The organism is Oceanospirillum multiglobuliferum (genome assembly GCF_900167095.1).
Taxonomy (GTDB): Bacteria; Pseudomonadota; Gammaproteobacteria; order Pseudomonadales; family Halomonadaceae; genus Oceanospirillum; species Oceanospirillum multiglobuliferum.
The window spans coordinates 178,536-202,429 of sequence record NZ_FUXG01000003.1; the positions used below are offsets into that span (position 1 = coordinate 178,536).

Annotated in this window: 23 protein-coding genes; 20 read left to right on the plus strand and 3 right to left on the minus strand. The window is 45.5% G+C overall.

What is annotated here, in order from left to right; translation table 11 throughout:
• Window positions 1–143: 143 nt before the first annotated feature.
• On the minus strand, window positions 144–938 hold the full coding sequence (locus tag B5D26_RS03445; RefSeq protein WP_078744294.1) for a cytochrome C assembly family protein: 795 nt from the start codon (window positions 936–938) through the stop codon (window positions 144–146).
• Window positions 939–1,228: 290 nt separating this feature from the next.
• On the opposite strand from B5D26_RS03445, the gene ffh reads away from it, so the two are divergent.
• The 16 genes from ffh (at window position 1,229) to B5D26_RS03525 (ending at window position 18,166) form a co-directional block, all read left to right on the plus strand.
• Complete coding sequence (gene ffh, locus B5D26_RS03450) at window positions 1,229–2,608, plus strand: signal recognition particle protein (RefSeq protein ID WP_078744295.1); 1,380 nt, start codon at window positions 1,229–1,231, stop codon at window positions 2,606–2,608.
• 330 nt (window positions 2,609–2,938) lie between these two features.
• Complete coding sequence (gene rpsP / locus B5D26_RS03455) at window positions 2,939–3,181, plus strand: 30S ribosomal protein S16 (RefSeq protein ID WP_078744296.1); 243 nt, start codon at window positions 2,939–2,941, stop codon at window positions 3,179–3,181.
• Window positions 3,182–3,217: 36 nt separating this feature from the next.
• Entirely contained in the window at window positions 3,218–3,751 is a 534-nt protein-coding gene (gene rimM / locus B5D26_RS03460; protein WP_078744297.1) for a ribosome maturation factor RimM, read from the plus strand.
• 12 nt (window positions 3,752–3,763) lie between these two features.
• Window positions 3,764–4,510, plus strand: coding sequence for a tRNA (guanosine(37)-N1)-methyltransferase TrmD (gene trmD, locus B5D26_RS03465; RefSeq protein WP_078744298.1), 747 nt, complete (start codon window positions 3,764–3,766; stop codon window positions 4,508–4,510).
• 38 nt (window positions 4,511–4,548) lie between these two features.
• Window positions 4,549–4,905, plus strand: coding sequence for a 50S ribosomal protein L19 (gene rplS / locus B5D26_RS03470; protein ID WP_078744299.1), 357 nt, complete (start codon window positions 4,549–4,551; stop codon window positions 4,903–4,905).
• A gap of 202 nt (window positions 4,906–5,107) precedes the next feature.
• Window positions 5,108–5,848: a DsbC family protein gene (locus tag B5D26_RS03475; protein WP_078744300.1), complete on the plus strand. Its 741-nt coding sequence runs from the start codon at window positions 5,108–5,110 to the stop codon at window positions 5,846–5,848.
• A gap of 126 nt (window positions 5,849–5,974) precedes the next feature.
• A complete protein-coding gene (locus tag B5D26_RS03480; RefSeq protein ID WP_078744301.1) occupies window positions 5,975–7,282 on the plus strand; it encodes a homoserine dehydrogenase in 1,308 nt (435 codons plus the stop codon).
• 146 nt (window positions 7,283–7,428) lie between these two features.
• A complete protein-coding gene (gene thrC, locus B5D26_RS03485) occupies window positions 7,429–8,823 on the plus strand; it encodes a threonine synthase (RefSeq protein ID WP_078744302.1) in 1,395 nt (464 codons plus the stop codon).
• Window positions 8,824–8,922: 99 nt separating this feature from the next.
• Complete coding sequence (locus B5D26_RS03490) at window positions 8,923–10,815, plus strand: DUF3413 domain-containing protein (protein WP_078744303.1); 1,893 nt, start codon at window positions 8,923–8,925, stop codon at window positions 10,813–10,815.
• 24 nt (window positions 10,816–10,839) lie between these two features.
• On the plus strand, window positions 10,840–12,603 hold the full coding sequence (gene recJ / locus B5D26_RS03495) for a single-stranded-DNA-specific exonuclease RecJ (RefSeq protein WP_078744304.1): 1,764 nt from the start codon (window positions 10,840–10,842) through the stop codon (window positions 12,601–12,603).
• A gap of 311 nt (window positions 12,604–12,914) precedes the next feature.
• Complete coding sequence (locus B5D26_RS03500; RefSeq protein WP_078744305.1) at window positions 12,915–13,817, plus strand: porin; 903 nt, start codon at window positions 12,915–12,917, stop codon at window positions 13,815–13,817.
• 125 nt (window positions 13,818–13,942) lie between these two features.
• A complete protein-coding gene (locus B5D26_RS03505; RefSeq protein WP_078744306.1) occupies window positions 13,943–14,785 on the plus strand; it encodes a methyltransferase domain-containing protein in 843 nt (280 codons plus the stop codon).
• A gap of 52 nt (window positions 14,786–14,837) precedes the next feature.
• Complete coding sequence (locus tag B5D26_RS03510) at window positions 14,838–15,980, plus strand: methyltransferase (protein ID WP_078744307.1); 1,143 nt, start codon at window positions 14,838–14,840, stop codon at window positions 15,978–15,980.
• Between the two features lie 40 nt (window positions 15,981–16,020).
• A complete protein-coding gene (gene cmoA, locus B5D26_RS03515; protein WP_078744308.1) occupies window positions 16,021–16,776 on the plus strand; it encodes a carboxy-S-adenosyl-L-methionine synthase CmoA in 756 nt (251 codons plus the stop codon).
• A 55-nt stretch (window positions 16,777–16,831) separates the two neighbouring features.
• Window positions 16,832–17,842 (plus strand): tRNA 5-methoxyuridine(34)/uridine 5-oxyacetic acid(34) synthase CmoB, encoded by a 1,011-nt coding sequence (cmoB, locus tag B5D26_RS03520; protein WP_078744309.1) that lies wholly within the window; start codon window positions 16,832–16,834, stop codon window positions 17,840–17,842.
• Window positions 17,843–17,962: 120 nt separating this feature from the next.
• Window positions 17,963–18,166, plus strand: coding sequence for a YgaP family membrane protein (locus tag B5D26_RS03525; RefSeq protein ID WP_078744310.1), 204 nt, complete (start codon window positions 17,963–17,965; stop codon window positions 18,164–18,166).
• A gap of 67 nt (window positions 18,167–18,233) precedes the next feature.
• Here the strand turns inward: B5D26_RS03525 and greB are convergent, their stop codons facing one another.
• Window positions 18,234–18,764 carry a transcription elongation factor GreB gene (gene greB, locus B5D26_RS03530; protein WP_078744311.1) on the minus strand — a complete coding sequence of 177 codons (531 nt, stop codon included), beginning with the start codon at window positions 18,762–18,764 and terminating at the stop codon, window positions 18,234–18,236.
• A 94-nt stretch (window positions 18,765–18,858) separates the two neighbouring features.
• The gene (locus B5D26_RS03535; protein WP_078744312.1) at window positions 18,859–20,493 is read right to left on the minus strand and encodes a methyl-accepting chemotaxis protein; all 1,635 of its coding nucleotides are present in this window, start codon (window positions 20,491–20,493) and stop codon (window positions 18,859–18,861) included.
• Between the two features lie 252 nt (window positions 20,494–20,745).
• Between B5D26_RS03535 and B5D26_RS03545 the strand changes: the two genes are divergently transcribed.
• The 4 genes from B5D26_RS03545 (at window position 20,746) to cysD (ending at window position 23,855) form a co-directional block, all read left to right on the plus strand.
• On the plus strand, window positions 20,746–21,381 hold the full coding sequence (locus B5D26_RS03545; protein WP_234985172.1) for an NUDIX domain-containing protein: 636 nt from the start codon (window positions 20,746–20,748) through the stop codon (window positions 21,379–21,381).
• Between the two features lie 28 nt (window positions 21,382–21,409).
• Window positions 21,410–21,874, plus strand: a complete 465-nt coding sequence (locus tag B5D26_RS03550; protein ID WP_078744314.1) for a DUF1249 domain-containing protein — start codon at window positions 21,410–21,412, stop codon at window positions 21,872–21,874.
• A 55-nt stretch (window positions 21,875–21,929) separates the two neighbouring features.
• Window positions 21,930–22,712, plus strand: a complete 783-nt coding sequence (locus B5D26_RS03555) for a metallophosphoesterase (protein WP_078744315.1) — start codon at window positions 21,930–21,932, stop codon at window positions 22,710–22,712.
• 231 nt (window positions 22,713–22,943) lie between these two features.
• Entirely contained in the window at window positions 22,944–23,855 is a 912-nt protein-coding gene (cysD, locus tag B5D26_RS03560; protein WP_078744316.1) for a sulfate adenylyltransferase subunit CysD, read from the plus strand.
• Window positions 23,856–23,894 lie beyond the last annotated feature (39 nt).

Below are 23,894 nucleotides of genomic sequence, written 5' to 3' on the forward strand. Positions count from 1 at the left end.
TGTTTCCTTTCTAAACAGAGTCTGTGTTTTAGAGCCTTGTACCAAGGCTGTCAAGGACAGCGCTATTATTCATTATGCTAACAGCCGCAGTGCTAAGTTTGGCATCTTGCCATAATCTGTACACTACGACAGCGGATATTGGTTTAGTTCAATAGAATTTCAAGTGCCACTTTACTCCCAAAATAGCCTAATACCAGTAGAAAGCTGCCGCCGATAGTCCAGCGTACAGCCGTCATACCGCGCCAGCCCAGCCAGCGATGCCCCGCTAGTAAAATGGCAAAAACTAACCACGACATAAGGGTTAAAATTGTTTTATGTACCAAGTGCTGAGCAAAAAGGTTATCAAGGAAGAATACACCAGAGGCTATCGCTAAAGTTAATGTTGCAAGACCACTACAGATCAGCTCAAACAGCAAACGTTCCATTGTCTGTAATGGCGGCAGTACTTGAATAATACCGCGTGTATGTTTGTTTTTGAGTTGATAGTTTTGGATGGCAACCAATACAGCTTGAAAGGCTGCAATTACCATTAAGCTGTAGGCAACAAGTGATAAGACAATGTGCAGTAGTAAGCCTGTTTTTAGGTATCCAGTAGGTGCAGAAACAGGCCCCCAAATTGCAAACAGCAGTGCTGCCATTGACATGGGGAAAACGCCTATTACAAGGTTTAATACAGGTTTTCTTAAACTACTGATCAACAGCATTAAGCTAATAGAAAAAGTTGCCAGTGATCCCATCTCACTTAAACCGAGATGTACGCCATCACTTTGAAACATTGCAAGCCAAACGCTTAAACCGTGATTCAAAATTGCAGCACCACCTAATATCTGAATAACAGTGGATCTAACAGGTGCTTTTCGCTGCAAGGTCAGTAGTTGGTATGTGGCGGCAGCAAGGTAAAAAATGATCGCAATCAGTGCTAACGCAATGGCATCCATAATGAGGTAACAATCCTGCTTCGGTAAGTTTTAGTCTGTATCCAAGGCGCGGTGCTCAAGGTTAGTCTTGACGGATGAGCACGTTGGTTGTCAATTGGAGGCTGAATAGTACCTGATTGTGCAGTCTGCTGCATCCACATCAGGTAATGCTGTTGCCGATATTGATTAAGGCCGCATTTGCACTCAGGTTGCTTTTCCCATAGATGCGAAGCCCTTGCACTGGTTATAATGGTGGCAATTACGTCAATTATTTGTGTTTCTGCGGCACTGCCCGCAGCAAGGAACTGTGGATGTTTGAGAATTTAACCGAACGCCTTTCGAAAACCCTACGCACCATTACGGGTCAAGCACGTTTAACCGAAGATAATATTAAAGACACTCTGCGTGAGGTGCGTAAAGCACTTTTAGAAGCAGACGTTGCCCTGCCTGTTGTTAAGGCATTTATCGAGAAAGTTAGAGAGCGCGCGGTCGGTCAAGAGGTCAGCAAAAGTTTAAGTCCTGGTCAGCAGTTTGTGAAAATTGTTCAGCAAGAGCTTGAGCTGATCATGGGAGAGGCGAACGAATCGCTTAACCTACACACATCACCGCCTGCCGTTATTCTGATGGCCGGTTTGCAAGGGGCAGGTAAGACCACCTCTGTTGCTAAGCTAGCGCGCTTCTTACGTGAGCGTGAGAAGAAAAAAGTGCTGGTGGTCAGTGCTGACGTTTATCGTCCAGCTGCGATCAAACAGTTGGAAACCTTGGCAGGAGAAGTGGGGGTTGAGTTTTTCCCAAGCTCTATCGAGCAGAAGCCTCTAGATATTGCCAATGCTGCTATTACTCACGCCAAAATCAAATTCTTTGATGTGGTGATCGTGGATACCGCCGGTCGTCTTCACGTTGATGTCGATATGATGGGTGAGATTCAGCAGCTACATGCGGGTATCAAGCCAGTTGAAACGCTGTTTGTAGTTGATGCTATGACAGGTCAGGACGCGGCGAACACAGCTAAAGCCTTTAATGATGCGCTACCACTAACAGGTGTGATTTTAACTAAAGCAGATGGTGATGCGCGAGGCGGTGCAGCGTTGTCTGTGCGTCATATCACAGGCAAACCGATCAAATTCATGGGTATGGGCGAAAAGGTAGATGCCTTAGAGCCATTCCACCCTGATCGTGTTGCTTCTCGTATCTTGGGAATGGGCGATATTCTGTCCCTGATAGAACAAGCCGAACAGCAAATTGATAAAAATAAAGCTGAGAAACTGGCCAATAAAGTCAAAAAAGGCAAAGGCTTTGATCTTGAAGACTTTCGTGACCAGCTGCAACAGATGAAAAATATGGGCGGTATGGCTGGCCTAATTGATAAACTGCCAGGTATGGGGCAGATGGCTGAGGTTGCCAAAAGTGGTGCGGCTGAAAAAGAGATGGGTAAGCTAGAAGCTTTGATCAACTCTATGACGCCAGAAGAGCGTCAAAAGCCTGACTTGATCTCTGGATCTAGAAAACGTCGTATCTGTGCTGGTTCAGGTCTACAGATTCAAGATTTAAATCGTTTGCTAAAACAGCACAAGCAAATGCAAAAGATGATGAAAAAATTCAGTACCAAAGGCGGTATGGGTAAAATGATGCGTGGTTTAGGTGGTATGTTGCCACCAAGCATGGGGGGAGGGAACTTTCCTCGCATGTAATTTACGTGTGAAAAAAGTCGCTGAAAGATAGAGCTTAAAACCAGCAAATTTAAACTATTTGCTGGTTTTTTGTGTATTCAGGCTCCAGAACTGTAAAAAAGCGCTCACAGTACTTGCGTTTAGTATTGGGGTGCCTACAATAGCGTCCACATTTTCAGGCTGACAGATCCATCAACTTCAATGAAAAGAGCAGTTGTATGGAATATTGTGCTTTTTTGGTTCCCTATGACGGTGTTTTCACTTAGAATATGCCGCCTTTCGGGCCTAAATGGCCGTATCTGAAAGTCTGTAGCAAAATTTTGAGAACTCCGAACATAGGATAAAAAGGCAATGGTAACCATTCGTCTTGCTCGTGGCGGCTCTAAAAAGCGTCCGTTCTACCACTTGACAGTAACTAATTCACGTAGCGCTCGTAACGGTCGCTTCCTTGAGCGCGTAGGTTTCTTTAACCCTGTTGCTCGTGGCCAAGAAGAAAGCCTGCGTGTTGATCTTGAGCGTGTTGAATTCTGGAAAAGCCAGGGTGCAACTGTTTCTGATCGCGTAGCTCAACTGCTAAAGCAAGCGGCTAAGTAATTTTAGACGCTGCACTATAGAGAATTAGATCTGCTTATGTCTCAGCCAAAAGATGATTTCGTAGTACTTGGTAAGCTTACAAGTCCTTTTGGTATTCAAGGCTGGGTTAAGGTCTATTCTTATACTGATCCAATCGACAACATCTTTCAGCATAAAAGCTGGTCTTTGTGGTTAGACGGCAAACACGTTGGTGACTTTGTTGTCAGTAAGGGCCAGAAACACAGTAAAGGTTTGATCGTACTTCTGAAAAATATTCAGGATCGTACACAAATTGAAAAGCTGTGTGGCAGTGAAATTCGTATACCAAAAGAAACACTGCCTGAGTTGGAAGACGGAGACTATTATTGGCATCAACTAGAGGGGCTAGAAGTAGTCACTGTAGCGGGTGTTAATTTGGGTCGGATTGCCTATCTGATGGAAACAGGTGCGAACGATGTCGTGGTCATACATGCGTCTAGCGACAGCGTTGATGACAATGAGCGTTTGATTCCTTATCTAATTGATCAGGTAGTCAAAGAAGTTAACCTCAGCACCGGAAAAATGGTGGTGGACTGGGATCCTGACTTCTAAAGAGATATTACTGTGTGGTTAGGTGTTGTATCCCTGTTTCCAGGGATGTTTGATGCAGTTACCGAGTACGGTGTGACTGGGCGAGCGGTTAAAAATGAACTGCTCTCGCTAGAATTCTGGAATCCTCGTGATTTCACAACAGACAAGCACCGCACAGTTGACGATCGTCCTTATGGCGGCGGCCCTGGTATGCTGATGAAAGTTCAGCCCTTGCATGATGCCATTATGGCAGCTAAGCAAGCAGCCGGTCCGAACGCTAAGGTGATTTATATGTCTCCACAAGGGCGCCCTCTTGACCAAGAAGGGGTGCGTGAGCTGTCTTCTCGTGAGCGAATGGTTATTGTTGCCGGCCGCTATGAGGGGATCGACGAGCGTGTTGTGGAGACACTGATTGATGAAGAGTGGTCAATAGGCGACTATGTTCTAAGCGGTGGTGAACTAGCTGCTTTAACTCTCATTGATAGCGTATCACGATTGATTCCTGGCGTACTGGGGCATGAAGATTCCGCTGAGGAAGACTCATTTGCTACAGGCTTGCTGGACTGTCCGCACTACACCCGACCTGAAGAGGTTAATGGTTTGCAGGTGCCGGAGGTTCTGTTAAGCGGGAATCATGCAGCCATTCGTCGGTGGCGACTCCAGCAATCTCTGGGACGAACATGGTTACGACGTCCTGATCTGCTGGAAAAGGTCGACCTGGACGATGAGCGCCAGGCATTGTTGGAAGAATTCATCCGCAATCATGACGGTTCGCGCTGAACGCGCAAGTCGAGCGGCTTAAATCTAGGAGCGAGCTAATGAGCAGCAAAAATACTGTAATTCAGGCGATTGAAGCCGAACAGATCAACAAAGAAATCCCTGAGTTTGCACCAGGCGATACTCTAGTTATTCAAGTAAAAGTAAAAGAAGGTGCACGCGAGCGTCTACAGGCGTTTGAAGGCGTTGTAATCGGCAAGCGTAACCGTGGTCTGAACTCTGCTTTTACTGTACGTAAAATCTCTCACGGTGTTGGTGTTGAGCGTACTTTCCAGACTTACAGCCCTATCGTAGATAGCCTAACTGTTAAGCGTCGTGGTGACGTTCGTCAGGCTAAACTGTACTATCTACGTGATTTGAGCGGTAAAGCTGCACGTATTAAAGAAAAATTGTCTTAATCTAAACGATTGGGCAGAAAAAAACGGGCAACCTTTGGGTTGCCCGTTTTTTTATGTCTAAAATAAAGGTCATACAGATGGAACACCATCAGTTTATTTGAGTCCCAGTTACTCTACCCTCTGATTCCAGCTACACTACTTGGCTTAGTTTAAATGATAGAGCTGGTTGCTAGGCTCTAATGAGATACTAAAAGGATCCCCAATGAAATTTCTACACGCAATTTCTTTTGTTAGCCTGAGTTTTGCAGGTTTAGCATTTTTTAGCGCGGCTCATGCAGTAACAGCGGAAGAGGTGATCAAGCAAAAGCTACAAGCTGCAGGAAGAGATATTCCAGTTACAGTGGTTCGCCCTTCTGTGGTGGAAAATATTTATGAAGTAGAACTCAGTTCCGGAGAGGTCTTCTATAGTACTGCCGATGGCGGTTATCTATTCAGTGGTGATCTTTATCAAGTGGCACCACAGGGCTTTAAAAATATTACTGAAGAGGGGCGCATGTTAGCCCGTGCTCAGCAGATTCAAAGCTTAGATGAAAAAGAGCTGGTTATCTTTCCGGCTGAAGGGGAGAAAAAAGGTCAAATCACCGTTTTTACTGATATTGATTGCGGTTATTGCCGAAAGTTACATCAAGAGGTGCCTGAGCTAAATAAAATGGGCATCAGTGTGCGTTATATGGCCTTCCCAAGGGCAGGTCTAGGTTCAGAGGTCTATCGTACAATGGCCTCTGTATGGTGCTCAGACAATCGACAAGATGCATTGACCCGAGCAAAGCAAGGTGAGGCTATTCAGTCTAAAGATTGTAAAAATCCTATTGCGGTTCAATACCAGTTAGGCCAAAAATTAGGTGTTAATGGCACGCCTGCAATTTTTCTAGATGATGGTCGATTACTCCCCGGTTACATGCCTGCCGCTCGAATAGCAACAACACTAGGTCTAAAGCTTTAAGCCTGTTTTTCTCTACGCCAAAAGAGGCTAATATGTAGGGCTTTAAAGCCTTTGTGGGTCGCTAGCATTGTTAGTGGAAGCGCTTAGCGGCTTGTTAATTGCAGGAAACGTCAAGAGGGTAAAGCATTGAAACCAGTTAAAGTGGGTGTGTGTGGATTAGGTACTGTCGGTAGCGGTACTGTGAATGTATTGCATCGTAATGCAGAAGAGATTGCCCGTCGTACTGGTCGCCCGATTATTGTAGAGCAGATTGGTGCCCGTCGTGACAATGCCAACTGCGATACCACAGGCATTAATGTCACGCGTGATATTTTTGACGTAGTTAACAATCCTGAAATCGACATCGTTGTTGAGCTAATTGGCGGCTATGATATCGCCCGTGAATTGGTCATGAAAGCGATCGAAAATGGCAAACATGTCGTCACAGCCAACAAAGCGCTGATTGCAGTACATGGCAATGAAATTTTTGAAGCTGCTCGTGCTAAAGGCGTTGTTGTGGCTTTTGAGGCTGCTGTAGCGGGTGGTATTCCAGTTATTAAAGGCATTCGTGAAGGCTTAGCGGCCAATAATATCAGCTGGTTAGCGGGTATTATTAACGGTACTGGCAACTATATCATGACTCAAATGCGTGACTATGGTCGTGACTTTGATGATGTTTTAAAAGAAGCGCAGGCGCTAGGTTATGCTGAAGCTGATCCCACCTTCGACGTTGAAGGCATTGATGCAGCCCACAAACTGACCATTTTGGCATCTGTGGCTTTTGGTATTCCATTACAGTTTGATAAAGCTTATACAGAAGGCATTACCAAAATCACCCCACTGGATATCGTACAGGCTGATGAGTTAGGTTATATCATCAAGCACCTAGGTATTGCGCGTCGCACTCAGTCTGGTGTTGAACTACGTGTACACCCAACCTTGATTCCAAAATCGCGCTTAATTGCCAATGTACATGGTGTACTGAACGCAGTAATGGTACATGGCGATGCAGTTGGCCCTACCATGTATTACGGCCCAGGTGCAGGTGCAGAGCCAACAGCTTCGTCTGTGGTGGCTGATATTGTTGATATCTCGCGCAATATCTCCGCAGACTACTCTGATCGTGTGCCACCTTTGGCATTTGCTCAAGATGCTTTAGATAATAACGCTGAAATTTTGTCTATGGATGAAGTGAATACAGCTTATTACTTACGTATTCAAGCGGTTGATCGTCCAGGCGTGCTGGCACGTGTTGCAACGATTCTGAGTGAAAAAGGCATCAGTATTGAAGCTATCATCCAGAAAGAAGCCAAAGAAAGTGAACTAGTGCCAATTATTTTGATGACCCACCAAGCCAAAGAAAAACAGATGAATGAAGCAATCCGTGAGATTGAATCTTTGTCTGATATTTGCGGTGACGTGATACGTATCCGTGTTGAAAGCTTAGATAACTAAGTTTCAATACCGCAAAAAGGCTGTAGCGTTCATCGCTCAGCCTTCGCAAGAGCATATAAATTATTGTGCAGCACAGACCTTAAGATTGCTGCACAGATAACAAACGATTCGACTCATTGAGTCCTGCAAATAAAACGAGAATTCCCGTGCGTTATATCAGTACTCGCGGCCAAGCGCCTGCCCTTAATTTTGAAGATGTAGTATTAACTGGTTTGGCTACCGATGGTGGCTTGTATGTACCAGAAACGATTCCACAATTTAGTGCAGAAGAGATCGCCTCATGGGCAGGTCTATCTTACACAGAGATTGCGTACAAAGTGATGCACGCTTTTATCGGTGACGAGATTCCAGCCGACACTCTAAAAGCAATGATTGAAGACACTTATAGCACCTTCAAACATGATGCAGTCACACCGCTTAAACAACTAGATAGCAACCACTACCTATTGGAATTGTTCCACGGCCCCACCTTAGCGTTTAAAGATGTTGCCTTACAGATGCTAGGTCGTCTATTGGATCACTTCCTAGGTAAGCGCAATGAGCATGCAGTGATCATGGGCGCAACCTCTGGCGATACAGGGTCTGCTGCGATTGAGGGCTGTAAGCCTTGTGAGCATGTGGATATCTTTATCCTGCACCCTTACAACCGCGTATCAGAAGTACAGCGCCGTCAAATGACCACTGTGCTGGCTGATAACGTATTCAATATCGCGGTAGAAGGTAACTTTGATGATTGCCAAGCAATTGTTAAAGCTAGCTTTAACAACCAAGGCTTCTTAGGTGGTAACACTCGTCTAGTGGCAGTGAACTCGATCAACTGGGCGCGCATTATGGCGCAGATCGTGTACTACTTTGTGTCTGCTGTTGCGGTTGGCGCACCACACCGTAAAGTCTCGTTTAGCGTACCTTCAGCCAACTTTGGCGATATTTTCGCGGGTTATATGGCCTATAAAATGGGGCTGCCAGTGAATCAGTTTGTTGTGGCAACCAACGCTAACGACATTTTGCACCGTGTCATCAGCAAAAATGATTTCAGCAAACAACCTCTGCTGCATACTTTATCGCCAAGTATGGATATCGTAGTGTCTAGCAATTTTGAGCGTTTATTGTTCGATCTTTATGATAATGATGGCGCTGCGGTGGAAGATTTACTGAATCGTTTCAATAACGAACCAGTGCAAATTGAACAGACTCGCTGGGATAATGCTCGCAAATTGTTTGACAGCCTAAGCGTTGATGACGCAACCACTATTGACGTGATTAAAGAGGCTTTTGAGCGTACTGGCGAGCTATTAGACCCGCATACTGCAACGGGCTATCGTGCGGCTGAAGTTTGTAATCGTGACCAATCTGTGCCGATGATTACCTTGGCGACTGCTCATCCAGCAAAATTTGAAGATGCTGTGATAAAAGCAGGCTTTGCTCAAGGCGCGCCATTACCACCGCATATGGCTGACTTGTTAGAGCGTGAAGAACGCTACACAGTACTGCCAGCAGATGCGGCAGCTATTCAACAATATGTTGTTGAAAATAAACGCTAATTAGAAAATTGGCGTTTATTTAATAGATTAGGGCGAACAACTGTTCGCCCTTTTTATTCATTAAAACTTCACTTTTAACCTATCAGTGGGACGATATAAGTGTCTAACATAATAAGAAATAAACAAAAAACTAGCCGAGGACAGCTCTGTGCATGGCTTGGCTGGTATGGTGTATGGGTAAGTTTCCTCGCCATATTAATCTTCTTTCGTTTTACAGCTTATATTGATACACCTAGCACAGGTTTGGGCTGGTCATACCTGATTAGCACATGGATTGGTCATGCCGCATTACTGTCATTTTTGATGGTTCCTCTCTTCTTGATTGTCGCTTTAATCTATCCATTAAAACGTACCTTAACATTTATCGCAGTTGTACTCTCAAGCTTAGGACTAACATTGTTAGTTCTAGACAGCTTTGTATTTGATCAGTACCGTTTTCATATTAACGGCTTTGTATTAGACCTGATTCTAAATGATACCGATGGCCAGATATTTGACTTTTCATTGACCTCAAAACTTATTGCCTGCATGGGTGTATTGGGTATTTTTCTAACACAAATATTCGCAGCAAAATGGCTATGGTCAAATCTAAGCAAGATACGCTCTGCTAGAAAAGGCTGGCTAGTGAGTTTGGTTTTATTTGCCGCTTTGTTGGGTAGCCATGGTATACATGCTTATGCCCATGCGATGTACCTGTTTGATGTTACGCGCCAAGCACGTTTCTATCCCGTACATTTTCCTACCGAGGCCAAGAAAGAGTTAGCACAATGGGGTATCTCAAACCCAGAGGCAGAAAAGCAAGCGGCCCTGCTAAAAAAAGGTTCAGGAGTCGTCCATTACCCGTTACAACCGATGCAGTGTGAAAAGCCATTAGCGCAGAAAAATGTCTTATTGATTGCAGTGGATTCATGGCGCTTTGATACTGCGGACGAGCAAACAGCACCTAATATCGCTAATTTTGCTAATCAATACGGAACGAGATTTACTAATCACTACAGCGGCGGAAATGGCACTCGTACAGGGGTTTTTTCAATGTTTTATGGCCTACCGGGAACCTACTGGGATGCCATGGCCAGCAGCTCTACACCCGCGCTAATGATACAGCAACTGCAACAACAAGATTATGAGTTTGGTATTTTTTCAAATGCTAAACTGACCAGTCCGGCCTTTGATAAAACCGTATTTTCCTCCATACAGAATCTACGTATTGATACCGTTGGCAACAGCTCAGCGGAGCGTGACATACGGCTTACCGATGATTGGCTGGAATGGTTAGAGCTGAAACAACAATCGAAAGGCTCAACCAAGCCATTTTTTGGTTTTTTATTTTATGATGCGCCGCACTCTTATAGCCCTATTGCAGGCTACCCAGAAGTATTTAGTCCTGCATGGAGCTCAGTCAATTTCTTAGCTTTAAACAATAATTTTGATCCGACACCTTTCTTAAATCGCTATAAGAACGCTGTTCATTTTACAGATAGTCAAATTGGTAGAGTTTTAAGAGATTTAAAGCAGCGCAATCTGCTGGATAATACACTGGTGATTATTACAGCTGATCATGGACAAGAGTTTAATGATAATAAGAAAAACTATTGGGGGCATGGCAGTAATTTTACTCGTTACCAGCTGCAAGTACCTTTGATTATTGCAGGCGAGGGTTTCACCGCAGGTCAAACAATAGACCATGCAACCTCTCATTTTGACTTGGCACCAACAGTATTAACGGATATAGCAGGTTGCCAAAATGATGTTAAAGATTACAGTGCAGGCCGACATCTTTTAAACTCCCAAACAAGTGAGAGGGCTCCTCAGTGGCGCTTAGCAGGCGCTGTGGGAAATTATGGTGTAATTGAGCCTAATCGAATTACCGTCACTTATCAGACTGGTCAGTATGAAATCTTGTCGCCAGAGTATGAAACTCAGCCAGAAGCCAGCCTTAATATGACAACGTTTGGACAAGTACTCAAAGAGATGAGTCGTTTTTACAAGTAGCCAATTTAGGAACTCAACCACGCGATGCCTGAGATTAAACAGCGCAATTTAAATCCTGCGGTCTATGAACAGGCATTAACGCTTGGTTTATCGCCCTTAGTTGCCAAAGTGCTAGCAGGTCGAATCTCTGACTCAACAATTGATCTGCAAACAATTGTGCAGCCAGAGTTACGCTATTTGCCGCACCCTGAGCGCTTAAAAGATGCAGTTAAAGCCGCTCAGCGCATTGCTCAGGCGATTATTAAGGGAGAAGTAATTGGCATACTGACTGACTACGATGTCGATGGTATCACTTCCCATGTAGTGTTTTATAGAACGCTTACGGAGTGGTTTGGGGTTAGCCCTGATAAAGTACAAAGTTTGATCGGACACCGTATTAATGATGGTTATGGTGTCAGTGCAGGCTTGGTTGCGCGTATTCTATCGCAACCTGTTCTTCCTGATCTCATCATTACAGCAGATTGCGGCTCTAGTGATGAAGCACGTATTGCGTTACTAAGGCAGGCGGGAATTGAGGTGATTGTGACTGATCACCATGCATTACCTGAGTCTGGCGTACCTGAGTCTGCCTTTGCGGTCGTCAATCCAACACAAGCAGATTGCGATTATCCTGATGCCACCATTGCGGGCTGTATGGTAGCGTGGTTGGTGATGTCTTCAACTCGTAATCATTTGATTCAAAAGCACTATCTGCCAGTTTCTAGCCCTAAGCTGAGCAAGCTGCTCTCTTACGTGGCCTTGGGTACTGTGGCTGATTGTGTGTCGCTGGGTCAAAGCGCTGTCAATAGAGCCGTTGTACGAACAGGGCTAACGTTAATCAATCAGTTTGATCAACCTTGCTGGCGCGCATTCAGACGTTTATTAAAAAAAGATAACGCTGTCTTCACACCGGATATGCTCGGTTTTCAGCTTGGGCCAAGAATTAATGCCCGTGGCCGTTTAGATGATCCTTATGCGGCATTGCACTTTATGCTGTCGGCTTATGACCATCAAGCAGATCACTATTTGTCTTTGCTTGATCAAGACAATGAAGATAGAAAAGCCATAGAACAAGAGATGGCGACTTATGCACAAGGTATCGCCACAGAGCAGGTTTTAGCGCGTCGACAAGGTTTGGCCATTGTTGTACCTGATGGTCACGCAGGGGTGCAAGGCATTGTCGCATCCAGGGTGACACAAAAAACAGGTAAACCAAGCGTGGTATTATGCCCTGCTTTAAACCCTGATCATTTAAGTGGTTCAGCGCGAAGTGTTGACCAAGTGCATATTCGAGACGTATTACAGTTAGTAGCGCAGCAGCACTCTGAGGTTTTAGTAAAGTTTGGTGGTCATAAAGGTGCTGCGGGCTTAACTATTTTGCGCAGTCAGCAAGAGATTTTCGCTGAACTTTTCGACTGGGCTGTTAAACAACAGTTATCAGAAACAGAGCATTTAAACCCCACCTTATGGGTAGATGAACACTTAGCACCTGAGCAAATAAATATAGAGACTTGGCAGCAACTACAGCAGCTACAACCTTATGGGCGAGAGTTTGATAACCCTATGTTTTTAGGTGTGTTTTTTGTAGAGCAACTACGCCCTGTTGGTGCCGATCAAAGCCATTTACAGCTACTGCTGTCTTGCCCTAATACTGGCTTTAGCTTTAAAGCTATTTGGTTTAAAGCTTTAGCGGCAGGTGCCAAAGTCAACTTCCAAGAGGGGGCGAATATCAAAGTGGCTTATCAACTCAGCTTAAACGAGTACAAAGGTCAAAGCAGTGTGCAGCTATTGGTAGAGTGGGCAGAGTAATTAATATTTAATGGAGATGGATGTCCAATGACACTGACCCGCTTTTGTAAAACAAAAAGCGGCCTAGTCATCATTCTGTAAGCTTAATTCAATAGCCTTACAGAATGTTCGCATAACTAATACAGGTCAAAAGACAGCAGAATGCAAGTAAAAAGGGCTGATTTGACTATTGCCATGGGCGCGTAGGATGTTTAAAGTAGCGCCTGCGATTGAAACAATAACGGTTTTTTTGCTGGCATAATTTTTAAGCCAGCTGCCGATAATTTCTGCGTTACTGCAGAGCGATTGAGTAGAGAAAGGAAATTAAACAAATGAAAAAGACTCTGATTGCAACAGCTATCGTTAGCACTATGGGCTTTGCAGCAGTTGCACAAGCGGCTGAAGTAAACTACGACCTATACGGCTCTCTGCGTGTTAACGCTGTATCAGCTGAAAAAACTTCTTTGAAAATTGGTGACAACAGCTCACGTGTTGGTATCAAAGCGTCTACTCCTCTTGATGGCGGTCTAACTGGTTTAGTTCACTACGAGCAAAAAGTAGACACAGAAGCTGGTGCATTGGCTGGTGGTCGTCTGTCATACATCGGTGTTAAAGGTGATTTCGGTACTGTAACTACTGGTCGTCAGTGGACTCCTCAGTACCTGTGGACTTCTTCTAAAGTTGATATCCTAGATGTTGGTTCTAACCCAACTCATAACTATGCAGTTGCGGGTCGTCAAGGCAACACTCTAGCTTATATCTCTCCAAGCTTAGAAGGTCTACAGTTAGCGGCTGTTGTTATTGCTGCGGGTGATAAAGTTAAACCGAATGATGATGACTTCGACGCATACAACTTTGCGGCAAACTACACTATGGGCGATCTGTCTGTAGGTGCTGCAACTATCATGGCTAACAACGGCGTAGATAAAAACTACACATCTGTAGCTGCATCTTACACCATGGATGCGTTGTATGTTGCTGCAGAAATGACTACTGACGACATCAATAAGAAAGACTCTATGGAAATTGCAGCGTCTTTCGCTGTAAGCCCGAAAGCTACTGTTCTTGCTAACCTTGTAAACTTTGAAAAAGGTTCACAAGTTGCAGTTGAAGCTCAGTACAAACTGGGTGCAAAAGCACGTGTAGCTGTTTCTGCAATTATGGCTGATGACGATGCAACTACTACAGAAGGCATCAAAGACGCTGTAGCAGCTAGCTTCCGTGTAGACTTCTAATCTTTAGTGATTAGCAAGATCCTATACTGAAAAACCAGCCTTCGGGCTGGTTTTTTTATGCCTGCTATACCTCTCTGCTTACCTTTGTCGGCACTTGCTTTTAAACCCCTCCAAAATCCAGTACCATGCCTCGCCTTATAAGCCCGTTTGCTGAGGTTGTTGTGGCGGCTCCGCGTACTAAAATCACCACCGATAAAATATTTGATGGCCTAGCTCAGAAGTTTCGCAATAACGTCTATGGCACCAACAAAGGTTGGCTACGTCAGCATATTTTGTCACAAGACTTACAGCGTATCCCATTTATTGCAGATCAAAAAAGCTGCCAAGTGTTAGATGTGGGCGGTGGCCTTGGTCAAATGAGCGATTGGTTTGCACAGCAAGGGCATCAAGTGGTATTTACCGAGCCTGCAACCGATATGCGCGCAGAGGCAATTAATCTATTTACCGCACAACAGAATAGTTATGCCGCGCCTGTTCAGGTCTATAACTATCGTTTGCAGCAGCTTGAAGCCCATTTAAGCCCTGCCAATATAGTGGTGTGCCATGCGGTGCTGGAGTGGTTGCATGAACCACAAGCTGCTTTGCCCATTTTAGCCAATATGATGCAGCCTGAAGGCTGGTTGTCGCTGATGTTTTTTAATGAACATGGCTTAAGGTTCAGCAATATTGTAAAGGGGAACTACGATAAAGCTCTACGCGATACTTTAGACGGTACAGGGCAGCGTTTGCGTTTAACGCCGATTAGTCCTCAAGACCCTGAAACCGTGTTATCCGGCTTAAAAGCACAGGGCTTAGAAATTGTATCGGTGGCGGGCATTCGTATTTTTAACGACTATTTACGCGATAAAACCCCTTCTGAGGCCGATTTAGAAAAAGTACAAGCCTTAGAGTGGCGCTACTGCCATCAAGAGCCATACTGGCGCTTAGGGCGTTATATTCATGTCATTGCCCGTAAGCCTGCGGCTTAATCCTCTGTGATACCTCAATTGCCTAAAATTTGACTAAAAGAAGAGATCCATTATGAGCAGTTTATCCCCCGCCGCAGAGCTTTTACTGCGTAACCAATCTCAGCTTAAAGGTCAGGTTTTAATGGCGCACCTCCCAGTAGGCGATGGTGTGGACAACTTGATTAAGCCTTTACTGACATCTGGCGTAGACTGTTTGCACCTGCTGACCGATGACTGGCGTAGCTTTAATGATCTGAATGCGTTTGTGGCGCAAGAACCTCGTTTTTTACCATTGTTTCAAGCCTATTTAGGCCAAGATCAAGACTCTGGGCTGCTTGCGGCTTATGACCATATTGTGTTGTTTATGCCGAAAGCCAAAGAGCAGGCGCGTTTTTTAATGGCGCAGCTATTGCCCTTATTAAAATCAGGCGCTCAGTTTTGGCTGGTGGGTGAAAACAATGGGGGTATCAAGTCGGCTGATAAATTGATTCTAGCGACTGCTGAGGCTGTCTTGCCTGAAGGGAGCTATCAGCTGAGCAAAGCCGATAAAGCCAAAAAGTCGATGTTGATCAGTTTACAGCGCGCTTATGACATTGAGCAGGCAGCGTATCAACCCTTTGGCGCCACCCCTTGGCAGCTTGAGTGGCAGCTCCCCGAGGATGCTGAGCGCCTTGCGCTGTTGAATGAACTGACACTGATCAGTTTGCCCGGTGTGTTCAGTCATGGCCGCTTGGATGAGGGCACCGCATTGATGCTGAAACATCTGCCTAGAATCAAAGAGAGCAAACTGCGTCAGCGTCGGGTATTGGATATGGGCTGCGGTACAGGGGTGATTGGCTTAAGTTTGCTGAAGAGAACCCCTGAGCTTGCACTGACCTTCTGCGATGTCAACGCGATGGCGCTAGAGGCTACGCGCCGCAGTTTGGCACTGAATCAGATGACAGGTGACGTGGTCGCCTCTGATATGTGGCAAGGGATTACCGAGCGTTTTGATCTGATTATCTCGAATCCGCCTTTTCATACGGGGCAAAAAACAGATTATGACTTGGCTGACCGTTTTATTCGCCAAGCCAAGCAGCACTTAAAGCGTAATGGCGAGTTGCGAATTGTGGCGAATCGGTTCTTAAAATATCCCGATATTATTGAAGCCAGCTTTGGCCATTGTGAACGCATTGCTGAAACAGGTAAGTTTTGTATCTGGTCTGCACGGGTCTAAGCTGACAGGCTTAACAGGTGCTATTAACGAAAAGAACCACATGAAAAAAGAACATAAAGACGCGATTTTTGCGAACCCACTGGATAAAGTAGCCACCTTCTCTTTTGATGATCAGGTGGTGCAGGTTTTTCCAGATATGATCAAACGCTCTGTGCCCGGTTATAGCAATATGATCGGCATGACGGGCGTGATTGCCAAACGCTATTGGCAGCCGGGTACGCGCATCTATGATTTGGGGTGCTCTTTAGGTGCTAGCACCTTATCGGTGTGTCATCAGATCAGTGACCCAAGCCTAGAGATTGTCGCTCTTGATAATTCACAAGCGATGATTGAGCGCTGCCAACAGGTGTTTGCTCAAGAGGCTTTGACTGAGACGGGCGAGCCTCGCCATATTCATCTGGCTTGTGCCGACATTAATGACTCTCCCATCGAAAATGCCTCAGTGGTGATTCTGAACTTTACCTTTCAGTTTTTACCCTTAGAGACGCGCTTGCCGCTGTTGAAAAGAATTATGGCAGGTTTAGCCCCTGGTGGTGTGCTGGTGCTGTCAGAAAAAGTGCGTTTTGATGAACACGAGCAGCAAGACACTCTGTTTGATTTGCACTTAGATTTTAAACGCGCCAATGGCTATAGCGAATTAGAGATTAGCCAAAAGCGGGCGGCGTTAGAAAACTTCTTACAAGCCGAAAGCTTCGCCACCCATCAGCAGCGTTTTGCTGAGGCGGGTTTTGCTGAAAGCTGCGTCTGGTTTCAATATCTGAATTTTGCCTCGATGCTGGCGATTAAAGCCCGATAGCTTGTGTACTGTTTTTAAATCACGGTTTACCGTTTGTGCTCAATAGAGTTGACCCATGTTGAATTATGCACCGCTTTATCAAAAATTTGCCGAAGAAGGTTTAACCCGCTGGTTGGCGCTTGTACCTGAACAGCTTGATGCAGGTTTAGATGTGAAGCGTTATGCGGATCTTGCTGGCTGGCAGCGCGTGTTGGAAAAGTTTCCAACAGTGGAGCAGCTTGCCGAGCAAGGCTATCAGATCAATATCGCTTTAGATCAAAGCGCAGTTTCGATTGAAACAACCCCCGCGTTACCGGACTCTGAACAAGCCAAATATCGCAACCTATTCAAAAAGCTGATGCCGTGGCGTAAAGGGCCTTTTCAACTGCATGGCACCTATATCAACACGGAATGGCGCTCAGACTGGAAGTGGGATCGACTTTGTGAATTTATCGCCCCGCTGCATAATCGTCGTATCTTGGATGTAGGCTGCGGTAGCGGTTATCACTGCTGGCGCATGGCGGGAGCTGGTGCGCGTATGGTGGTGGGTATTGATCCTTCGCCGCGCTTTCATATGCAGTTTCAACTGTTACGACGTTTGATGGGATTGGCCGATGGCAATAAAGTGTTCCATCTGCCTGTGGGTATTGAGGATGTACCCGCTAACCTAGACTATTTTGACACAGTGTTTTCGATGGGGGTGTTGTATCACCGCCCAAGCCCGATGGATCACCTGTATCAACTCAAAGCCGCCCTGCGCCCTGGGGGAGAGCTGGTGTTAGAAACCTTGGTGATTGACGGCGATGAAAATCAAGTGCTAGTGCCCGCAGATCGCTACGCCATGATGAACAACGTGTGGTTTTTGCCTAGTCCAGACGCTTTGGTGCTTTGGTTGAAAAAATGCGGTTTTGTTAATGTGCGCGTTGTGGATATCTCAACCACAACCTTAGATGAACAGCGCAGCACCGAGTGGATGACGTTTCACTCGTTGGTCGATTTCCTTGATCCCAAGGATCAGAGTAAAACGGTGGAAGGTTATCCCGCACCTAAGCGTGCAGTGGTATTGGCCGAGCGGCCTTATCATTGATCAAACTAGAAAAAATGGAATAAGCTTATTCTTTTTAGAATAAACTAATATTTCTTTTATTAAGTTTTTTCTAATATTATAGCAGCCAGAGATAGGTGATTGATTCCCCAAGAGGTTGTTATGAATATTGATCGTATAATGTTTGTTTTTGCAGGTAGCATGATTTTGTTAAGTGTTGTGCTGACTCAATTTGTGCACCCTAACTTCTTCTGGTTTACCGCTTTTATTGGTGTGAATCTGATTCAGTCTGCGTTTACAGGCTTTTGCCCTGCGGCTAAGATTTTCGCCAAGATGGGTATTCCAGTCGGTTGTGCTTTGAAGTAAAACGCTGTTCCGCTTGGAGGCCAAGTGCCTCCAAGTATCCGCTTCTGCTTGTCCTTCTGCTCGGCTTTTAGCGCAAGTATCGCACGTCTAAAACATAATAAATCTGTGGCCCTTCCGGTGCTTGCACCACAACTTCATCATCAACCGTTTTGCCCAAAAGTGCGCGGGCTAAAGGTGAGTCAATGTTGATCAAACCTTGGTTTGGATCCGTTTCATCTGGGCCGACGATACGTATTGTACGTTCATCGCCCTCTTCATGTTCAAGTGCGACCCACGCAGAAAAGAAAATTTTACTTTGATCGCTGGGTTTTTGATCGACAACCGTCAGTGCTTCAAGGCGTTTGTCTAAAAAACGAATTCGACCAAGGGTCTTGTTTAATAACTGTTTGTTGTAGGTGTAGTCTGCATTTTCGCTGCGATCGCCTTGAGCGGCTGCTTCTTGTACTTTTTGCGCCAGCTCTGGGTGACGAACCTTCCATAAGTAATCGCGCTCTTGTTGAAGCTTGGCGTAACCCTCAGGGGTGATAAGATTGGTTTTATGTTCGTTGCGGGGATCTTTTTTAGGATCGCGCCAACGCTGCATATTACGACCTTTCATAGCGCGTTTAGCCTTTTAGAGTGATTCAAATTTTTGCATGACTAATAAATAAGGGCGGTGCCAAGACCGCCCTTTTAGTTTTAGTCCGTTAATTTTAGGTGCGGAACTGTTTGATTAAGCTGTCTAAGCTTTGTGCATTTCGGGTTAACTCTCGGCCAGAAGCTTGAATCAAGCTGGTGCCTTGTTCGGTTTCCTCTGACACATTGGCGATTGAAACTAAGCTTTGGCTCATCTCTCCTGCAACGTTACTTTGCTCTTCTGCGGCGTGCATGATTTGAGCATTCAGTGAGCTGATCTCTTCCATTGAACCTGCAATTGTTCGGAAGGACTGGCCTGCATCTTCAGCTTTAGTTACCGTCGCCTCTGCTTTCTCTCGGCTGGTGTTCATTGCCTCTACTGCAACTTTTGAACGACTTTGCAGCTCGTGAATCATCTCTTGAATCTGCTGCGTTGATTGCGCGGAGCGCTGTGCTAGCTGGCGCACTTCATCAGCCACTACCGCAAAGCCTCGACCCTGTTCACCTGCACGAGCGGCTTCAATGGCAGCATTTAAAGCTAGAAGGTTAGTTTGTTCAGAGATGCCACCAATCACATCTAAGATGCTTTCGATTTTAGCGGTATGGTCTTCAAGCTGGTTGATTACGCTGCTGGCTTGCTGCACATCTTGAGCAAGTTCGCTAATGCTGCGCGTGGCATCTGCCACAATTTGTAAACCGCGCTCGGTTTGTGCGTGAGCGTTGCGTGTGGCGGCATTGGCCTGTTCTGCAATCTCTGCGGTTTGCTGCGCTGAGGCTGCCATCTCATTCATAGCTGCGGCACTTTGTTCGGTTTCAGAACGCTGGCGTGATACGCCCTCTATAGTGGTATCCGTTACGCTGGTCATCTGCCCAATTGCAGTGGTTAGTTGATTGGTTGATTGACCCACCGAGTTTACGATGTCTTGGAACTTATCCATCATGTGGTTGAATGCGCCTGCCATATCACCCAGCTCATCTTTTGAGGTGATATCGACTCTTGAACGTAAATCACCAGAATCCTTTACCGCCACCATAGTGTTTTTCAGGGTGGTCACTTGTATGGTGATGATATGGATAATAAAGAGTGCTAAACCACCAATCAGCAGGGTTAACATGCCTACGGTGATGGAATATTGCACTAAGGTTTTCCAGAAAATATCATCCATATCGTTCAGATAAATGCCGTTACCCACAACCCAGCCCCAAGGGCTAAAGCCTTTCACGTAAGAGATTTTTGCTTGCGGTTGTTCATGACCCGGTTTAGGCCATAGGTAATCCACATAGCCTTCTCCATGATTGCGTACTACATTCACGAATTCAGTGAAGATACGTTTGCCGTTGGCGTCTTGCAGGTCTTTTAGGTTTTTGCCATTTAAAGAGGGCTTAATAGGGTGCATGATGACGACTGACTGCATATCGTTGAGCCAGAAATACTCGTCTTTGTCATAGCGCAGCTTCTCAATAGCACGCTTGGCTGCATCTTGAGCGGCGTCTTTGCTCAGTAGCCCACTTGTTTCTTGCTCGTGGTAGTACGCTAAAAAACTGTAAACGGTCTCAACAACGTGTTTGGTTTTTTGTTTACGGTCTTCTAATAGGTTCTCTTTTAGAGACATTAGCGACACGCTAATTAGTATTGCTGTGCCCATCGCCATTAAGCCAATGATTACCCACAGCTTATATTTAATCTTAATGTTGCCTAACAGAGAGTACATGAGTATTCATCCTAAAAAGTCAGGTGACTTCTTTGTTGTTTTTATTAGAAATGCCGTTAAAAGGTAGCACTATGATGTGCTTAACCTTTCTGCACATTGATCTTGTTCAAAAAACTATCAATATAGCATCACCTTTTTGTAATCTTTTAACGAAAAGTGGATTGATTTTTGAGTATAAAGTGATGGGTATGCTATATCGACCACAGCTTGATGACATTGTGCCTTTATTTTGAATATTTTTTGGAGCTTATTTTGCGTTCAATTTTAAAACCGACCTACCATCAAACGGATGTTGAAATTGTAAGCCGCCAAACGGTGTTTCAAGGCTTTTTTAAACTAGAAAAACTGCGCTTAAAGCAAAAGCAGTTTGATGGTGGCTGGAGCGGTGAGTTTTCACGAGAGGTCTTTGTACGTGGCGATGCTGTAGGCGTGTTGTTGTTTGACCCGCGTACAGATCAATTATTATTGGTTGAACAGTTCCGTCCCGGTGCGCTTTATGATCAGAGCCAAAGCCCTTGGCAGTTTGAAATGGTAGCGGGTATGACAGAGGCGGGCGAAAGTTTAGAGTCTGTCGTACAGCGTGAAGCACAAGAGGAAGCAGGCTGTACAATAGAAGCTCTTGAGCATCTATTTAAATACTGGGTTAGTCCTGGTGGTACAGATGAGCAGATTGATCTGTTTTTGGGTATCATCGACAGTACGCAAGTAACAGAAGGTGTTTACGGCTTAGATCACGAGCAAGAAGATATTCGTGTACAGCTGGTGAGTTATACTGAAGCCATTGCTGCGCTTTCTGAGGGGGCTATCAATAATGCGATGGCGATTATTGCCTTGCAATGGTTGCAGCTGAATCGAGGCCGTTTGCAGCAAAAGTTCAAACCAACCTGACCCGTGAATGGGGCAGCTGGAGAAGTGTATGTTATTTGTAGCGCGTCGAAAGAAAAACTATGTAGCGGAATTAAAGCGTCAGATGGCGGAGTGTGACGCTAACTATTTGCGCCTGATGCGTTTATTGCCTGATTTAGAACGGTGCGAACATTGGCAATTTGCGATCAGTGATGAATCGGTTGATCTTGGTGTGCTCAATATCAATGTGACCGAGCGCAGCCGTTACACCACGTTATTGCGTATCTATCAGCAAGATCCTTGGGGTGAGTGGTTAGACCAGCCTGAGCTGTCGGTGCGTTTATATCACGATGCACGCATGGCTGAGGTGGTGGGCTATCAAAAGCAGCGCCATTTTGAAGGGCGCTATTTGTATCCTAATCCGAAAATGCGTCAACCAGACGAAAAACTACAAATCAACTTGTTTTTAGGTGAGTGGCTGGCCCATCTTCAACAGTATGGGCACAGCGTAGCCCCTGTTGCCCTTCCTCAATAATGTTACGCCTCAACTCAAGGGTTCGTTCTACAGGTTGAGGTTTCTTGAGCATTTTATGTCCCTTAAATTGATACAACTGACTGATCTGCATTTGTTGGCAGATCCCGAGGCCGACTTTAAAGGCCAGCAACCTTGGCATAATTTTCTGGCGATCTTGGCGGAGATTGAACAATCAGGCTGGCCTGATCTTTTCCTTTTAACAGGGGATCTCAGCCAAGATGAGTCATTAGAGAGTTACGAGCGCTTGTACCAAACCATGCAGGCCACCGGTGTGCCTTGGTATTGGTTGCCCGGTAATCATGACCGTGTTGACTTGATGCAGTCGTTGCACCCCATTGAGTTTTTGGTGCTGTGTAAAGATTGGTGCTTTTTATTATTGAATAGCCAGTCTGGCCAACCACACGGCGTGTTAGACCAAGCGCAACGGGTATTGATTCAACAGGTTCTTCAGCAGCAGCGGGCAAAGCCTATTCTGGTTGCGGTGCATCACCATCCTTTATTGGTTGGCGCGGGGCGTTTAGGTGAGTTGCATCATTCGACTCAAGAAGGTGACGACAATATTCAAGGTATTGATCAGATTCCACTGCGAGACTCGGGTTGGTTATGGCAGACCTTAAGCCAACAGCCTACTGTCAAACTGGTGTTATGTGGGCATGTGCATCAAGCGCAACAAGTCATTCGTGATGGCTTAACTTTACTCACTACGCCTGCTACCAGTATTCAGTTTAAAGCCGCTGTGAATGATTTTGAGCTGGATGAGCAAAAGGCCGGTTATCGCATCATTCAGCTTGAAACTGATGGCGGGTTTTTCACCGAGGTAAAACGCTTAACAGCCTAGTGCTTGATCTTGTTGCATATTCTTTTTTGTTATCAATCAATGATTTTAAATAATTTGACGTAATTAAAAAATCCGTTTTAACTACGCTCATTCTGGTTATTGCGTCCGCTTTGACCTCTGGCCAATTGGCTCAGAAGAGGTCTTGCTTGAGAATAGCCGCTAATTTTTCAGTGCTGGTGGCAAAGCTGTTGCCAGACGAACTTATTTATATTGCAGGAGTGGATCACAACGATGATATCGCCAGAGCGCCTTACGCACCTGAAACAACTGGAAGCTGAGAGCATCCATATTATTCGGGAAGTTGCCGCAGAGTTTGATAACCCTGTGATGCTGTACTCCATTGGTAAAGATTCCGCTGTGATGTTGCATCTGGCGCGCAAGGCTTTTTACCCCGGTACGCCGCCATTCCCGCTGATGCATGTGGACACCACATGGAAATTCCGCGAAATGATCGAGTTCCGCGATAAAATGGCGGCTGAAGCGGGTATGGACCTGATTGTACACACCAATGAAGAGGGTCGTGCGGCAGGTATCAATCCTTTTGATCATGGTAGCCGTAAATATACGGATGTGATGAAAACAGAAGGCTTAAAGCAAGCCTTAAACAAATACAAGTTTGATGCGGCTTTTGGCGGTGCGCGTCGTGATGAAGAAAAATCACGGGCAAAAGAGCGTGTGTATTCTTTCCGTGACAAATTTCACCGTTGGGACCCAAAAAGCCAACGTCCAGAGCTGTGGAATCTATTCAATGGCAAAGTGAATAAGGGCGAGTCGATCCGTGTATTCCCGCTGTCAAACTGGACGGAGCTGGATATTTGGCAATATATCTATCTAGAGTCTATCCCGATTGTACCGCTTTATTACTCCGCAGAGCGTCCAGTGGTGGAGCGTGATGGCACTTTGATCATGGTTGATGATGAGCGTTTGCCATTGAAAGAAAATGAAAAACCACAGATGCGTTCTGTGCGTTTCCGTACCTTGGGTTGTTACCCGCTTACAGGTGCGGTGGAATCTACGGCGGCGACTTTGCCTGAGATTATCCAAGAGATGTTGCTGACCACGACCTCTGAGCGTCAAGGTCGTGTGATTGATCACGACGGCACAGGTTCGATGGAAGAGAAAAAACGCGAAGGTTATTTCTAAGCCGCGTTTCGCTTGATCAAAACCAGATTTAAGGCGGGT